The sequence below is a fragment of the Allofustis seminis DSM 15817 genome, assembly GCF_000374325.1.
GTDB classification, from domain to species: domain Bacteria; phylum Bacillota; class Bacilli; order Lactobacillales; family Carnobacteriaceae_A; genus Allofustis; species Allofustis seminis.
Window position 1 is genome coordinate 1 of record NZ_KB894090.1, and the last position, 5031, is coordinate 5031.

The window sequence follows — 5031 nt, forward strand, 5'->3', positions numbered from 1 at the left end:
AAAAGAACGTTGTTCTTTCAAAACTAGAGCGTTGCTTCAACACGACTTCGTCAACACCGCGCTTTCCCTTACGCGTAGTGGTTAAGTCCTCGACCGATTAGTATGGGTCCGCTCCACACCTTACGATGCTTCCACTTCCCACCTATCTACCTGATCGTCTCTCAGGGGTCTTACTTCCTCTTTCGGAATGGGAGATCTTATCTTAAAGGAGGCTTCACGCTTAGATGCTTTCAGCGTTTATCCCGTCCACACATAGCTACCCAGCCATGCCCTTGGCAGAACAACTGGTACACCAGCGGTGTGTCCATCCCGGTCCTCTCGTACTAAGGATGGCTCTCTTCAAATCTCCTGCGCCCGCGACGGATAGGGACCGAACTGTCTCACGACGTTCTGAACCCAGCTCGCGTACCGCTTTAATGGGCGAACAGCCCAACCCTTGGGACCGACTACAGCCCCAGGATGCGATGAGCCGACATCGAGGTGCCAAACCTCCCCGTCGATGTGAACTCTTGGGGGAGATAAGCCTGTTATCCCCGGGGTAGCTTTTATCCGTTGAGCGATGGCCCTTCCTTTCGGTACCACCGGATCACTAAGCCCGACTTTCGTCCCTGCTCGACTTGTGGGTCTCGCAGTCAAGCTCCCTTCTGCCTTTGCACTCTCCGAATGATTTCCAACCATTCTGAGGGAACCTTTGGGCGCCTCCGTTACATTTTGGGAGGCGACCGCCCCAGTCAAACTGCCTACCTGACACTGTCTCCCGACCCGGTTAGGGTCGCGGGTTAGACTGGCCATACGTTAAGGGTAGTATCCCACCGCTGCCTCCCTCTAAACTGGCGTCCAGAGTTCTTCGGCTCCTACCTATCCTGTACATAACGTATCGACAATCAATATCAAGCTACAGTGAAGCTCCACGGGGTCTTTCCGTCCTGTCGCGGGTAACCTGCATTTTCACAGGTACTACAATTTCACCGAGTCTCTCGTTGAGACAGTGCCCAGATCGTTGCACCTTTCGTGCGGGTCGGAACTTACCCGACAAGGAATTTCGCTACCTTAGGACCGTTATAGTTACGGCCGCCGTTTACTGGGGCTTCAGATCAGAGCTTCGTCTTGCGACTAACTCGTCCCCTTAACCTTCCAGCACCGGGCAGGTGTCAGCCCCTATACCTCATCTTTCGATTTTGCAGAGACCTGTGTTTTTGATAAACAGTCGTCTGGGCCTATTCACTGCGGCTGACATCGTCAGCACCCCTTCTCCCGAAGTTACGGGGTCATTTTGCCGAGTTCCTTAACGAGAGTTCTCTCGCTCACCTTAGGATACTCTCCTCGACTACCTGTGTCGGTTTGCGGTACGGGTCGTAAAGTGCTCGCTAGAAGGTTTTCTTGACAGTGTGACGTTGATGCTTCGGTACTCTTCTTCCCTCCCCGTCACCACTCATTCTCTGAGAAAAAGCATTTCACTCTCCCTCAAACTCGTGGCTTGGACGCACGCTTCCAACCGTGCGCTCATCTTCGGCCTCCTGTGTCACTCCATCGCTCAATCACGCTTTACGAGTACAGGAATCTCCACCTGTTGTCCATCGCCTACGCCGTTCGGCCTCAGCTTAGGTCCCGACTAACCCAGGGCGGACGAGCCTTCCCCTGGAAACCTTAGTCTTTCGGTGCACGGGATTCTCACCCGTGTTTCGCTACTCATACCGGCATTCTCACTTCTAAGCGCTCCACATGTCCTTTCGGTCATCCTTCTTCGCCCTTAGAACGCTCTCCTACCATAGAACCTTACGGTTCTATCCGTGGCTTCGGCATCTTGTTTAGCCCCGGTACATTTTCGGCGCAGGGCCACTCGACTAGTGAGCTATTACGCACTCTTTAAATGATGGCTGCTTCTGAGCCAACATCCTAGTTGTCTATGCAGCCCCACATCCTTTTCCACTTAACAAGAATTTGGGGGCCTTAGCCGACGGTCTGGGCTGTTTCCCTTTCCACTATGAATCTTAGCACCCATAGTGTGACTCCCGGATATGCATCCATGGAATTCGGAGTTTATCAGGACTCGGTAACCCGGGATGGGCCCCTCATCCAAACAGTCGCTCTACCTCCATGTTGCTTCCTCCGAGGCTAGCCCTAAAGCTATTTCGGAGAGAACCAGCTATCTCCAAGTTCGATTGGTATTTCTCCGCTATCCACACCTCATCCCCGCATTTTTCAACATACGTGGGTTCGGGCCTCCAGTGCGTTTCACCGCACTTTCACCCTGGACATGGATAGGTCACCTGGTTTCGGGTCAACGACTTCATACTCTGCGCCCTCTTCAGACTCGCTTTCGCTGCGGCTCCGCTTCTTCCGCTTAACCTCGCATGAAATCATTACTCGCCGGTCCATTCTACAAAAGGTACGCCATCACCCGTTAACGGGCTCTGACTGCTTGTAAGCACACGGTTTCAGGTTCTCTTTCACTCCCCTTCCGGGGTGCTTTTCACCTTTCCCTCACGGTACTGGTTCACTATCGGTCACTAGGGAGTATTTAGGCTTGGGAGAAGGTCCTCCCTTATTCCGACGGAATTTCACGTGCTCCGCCGTACTCTGGATACTCCGGGGTAGATTTCATTTTCGTCTACAGGGCTGTCACCTGCTTTGGCCCTCCTTCCCAGGAGGTTCGACTAATGGCTTCTATCCACTTCTGGAGTCCATACCCCTTCCTGCAAGCAGAAAGGTTTGGCCTCTTTCCAGTTCGCTCGCCGCTACTGTGGAAATCGCTGTTGCTTTCTTTTCCTCTAGCTACTGAGATGTTTCAGTTCGCTAGGTCTTCCCTCTTCTTCCCTATAGATTCAGGAAAAAGATCTTATCCGATCAAGGATAAGAGGTTGCCCCATTCGGAAATCTCCGGATCATCGCTTACTTACAGCTCCCCGAAGCATATCGGTGTTCGTCCCGTCCTTCTTCGGCTCCTAGTGCCAAGGCATCCACCGTGCGCTCTTGTTCACTTAACCTTACGGTTAAGGGTATTTATAGCGTTTTTTTGGTTTACTCTACTTCTTGAGTAAATAGACTCGACTCTAGAGTTACCTCTAGAGTGTTTCTCGGTGTTGTTTCGTTTCTTCATTGATGTTTCAATGTCGTTGAATCAACTCTCCAGTTTTCAAAGAACAAATACACACCCCTTCTCCAGGGTGCGATGGAGCTTATCGGGATTGAACCGATGGCCTCCTGCGTGCAAGGCAGGCGCTCTCCCAGCTGAGCTAAAGCCCCTTTCTGGCATACATCCTTCAAAACTAAACAAAGTAACACGCTTGCGCAAGTTCCGGTACTTTCTAATGCGTTATGCTCCTTAGAAAGGAGGTGATCCAGCCGCACCTTCCGATACGGCTACCTTGTTACGACTTCACCCCAATCATCCATCCCACCTTCGACAGCTGGCTCCCTTGCGGGTTACCTCGCCGGCTTCGGGTGTTACGAACTCTCGTGGTGTGACGGGCGGTGTGTACAAGACCCGGGAACGGATTCACCGCGGCATGCTGATCCGCGATTACTAGCGATTCCGGCTTCATGCACTCGAGTTGCAGAGTGCAATCCGAACTGAGAATGGTTTTGAAAGATTTGCTGACCCTTGCGGGATCGCTACTCGTTGTTCCATCCATTGTAGCACGTGTGTAGCCCAGCTCATAAGGGGCATGATGACTTGACGTCATCCCCACCTTCCTCCGATTTATCACCGGCAGTCTGATTAGAGTGCCCAACTGAATGCTGGCAACTAATCACAAGGGTTGCGCTCGTTACGGGACTTAACCCAACATCTCACGACACGAGCTGACGACAGCCATGCACCACCTGTCTTGATGTCCCGAAGGACTTCCCCTATCTCTAGGGTATGCATCAGATGTCAAGAGCTGGTAAGGTTCTTCGCGTTGCTTCGAATTAAACCACATGCTCCACCGCTTGTGCGGGTCCCCGTCAATTCCTTTGAGTTTCAGCCTTGCGGCCGTACTCCCCAGGCGGAGTGCTTAATGCGTGAACTCCAGCACCGAAGGGCGGAAACCCTCCGACACTTAGCACTCATCGTTTACGGCGTGGACTACCAGGGTATCTAATCCTGTTTGCTCCCCACGCTTTCGAGCCTCAGCGTCAATTTCAGACCAGAAAGCCGCTTTCGCCACTGGTGTTCTTCCATATATCTACGTATTTCACCACTACACATGGAATTCCGCTTTCCTCTTCTGAATTCAAGTACGATAGTTTCCAATGCCATTCCACGGTTAAGCCGTGGGCTTTCACATCAGACTAATCGCACCGCCTGCGCTCCCTTTACGCCCAATAATTCCGGACAACGCTCGCCCCCTACGTATTACCGCGGCTGCTGGCACGTAGTTAGCCGGGGCTTTCTGGTTAGCTACCGTCAGTCCACCAGTAGTGACTTGGTGGGAGTTCTTGGCTAACAACAGAACTTTACAATCCGAAGACCTTCATCATTCACGCGGCATTGCTCCATCAGGCTTGCGCCCATTGTGGAAGATTCCCTACTGCTGCCTCCCGTAGGAGTCTGGGCCGTGTCTCAGTCCCAGTGTGGCCGGTCACCCTCTCAGGTCGGCTACGCATCATCGCCTAGGTAGGCCGTTACCCCACCTACAAGCTAATGCGCCGCGGGACCATCCATGAGCGACAGCTTCGCCGTCTTTCTTTTACACCACATGCGTGGTGTGAAAGGTATGGGGTATTAGCATCCGTTTCCGCATGTTATCCCCCTCTCATGGGCAGGTTTCCCACGTGTTACTCACCCGTCCGCCACTCATCCCTCTCTGCAAGCAGAGAGTTCATCGTTCGACTTGCATGTATTAGGCATGCCGCCAGCGTTCGTCCTGAGCCAGGATCAAACTCTCAATTTTTAATGAGGGGATGAACACTGTTCATCCCAAAGGTTTGATTGCTCAAAATTAATGTTTTGGTTTTGGTTGGTGTCTAATGAATGGAATATTCAAAAGACCCTTGCACAATTTGGTTGTATTACTTTGTTCAGTTTTCAAAGATCTATGCCTGCGT

The 5031-nt window shown here is 52.1% G+C and carries 1 tRNA gene and 2 rRNA genes; all 3 read right to left on the minus strand.

Annotated features, from left to right (window positions below):
• Positions 1-77 precede the first annotated feature (77 nt).
• Positions 78-2987: ribosomal RNA gene (locus C231_RS0107420) — 23S ribosomal RNA — on the minus strand.
• Between the two features lie 186 nt (positions 2988-3173).
• A tRNA-Ala gene (locus tag C231_RS0107425) sits at positions 3174-3246 on the minus strand.
• Between the two features lie 83 nt (positions 3247-3329).
• Positions 3330-4877, minus strand: a 16S ribosomal RNA gene (locus tag C231_RS0107430).
• The 16S and 23S rRNA genes sit together here with 1 tRNA gene alongside, the layout of an rRNA operon.
• Positions 4878-5031 lie beyond the last annotated feature (154 nt).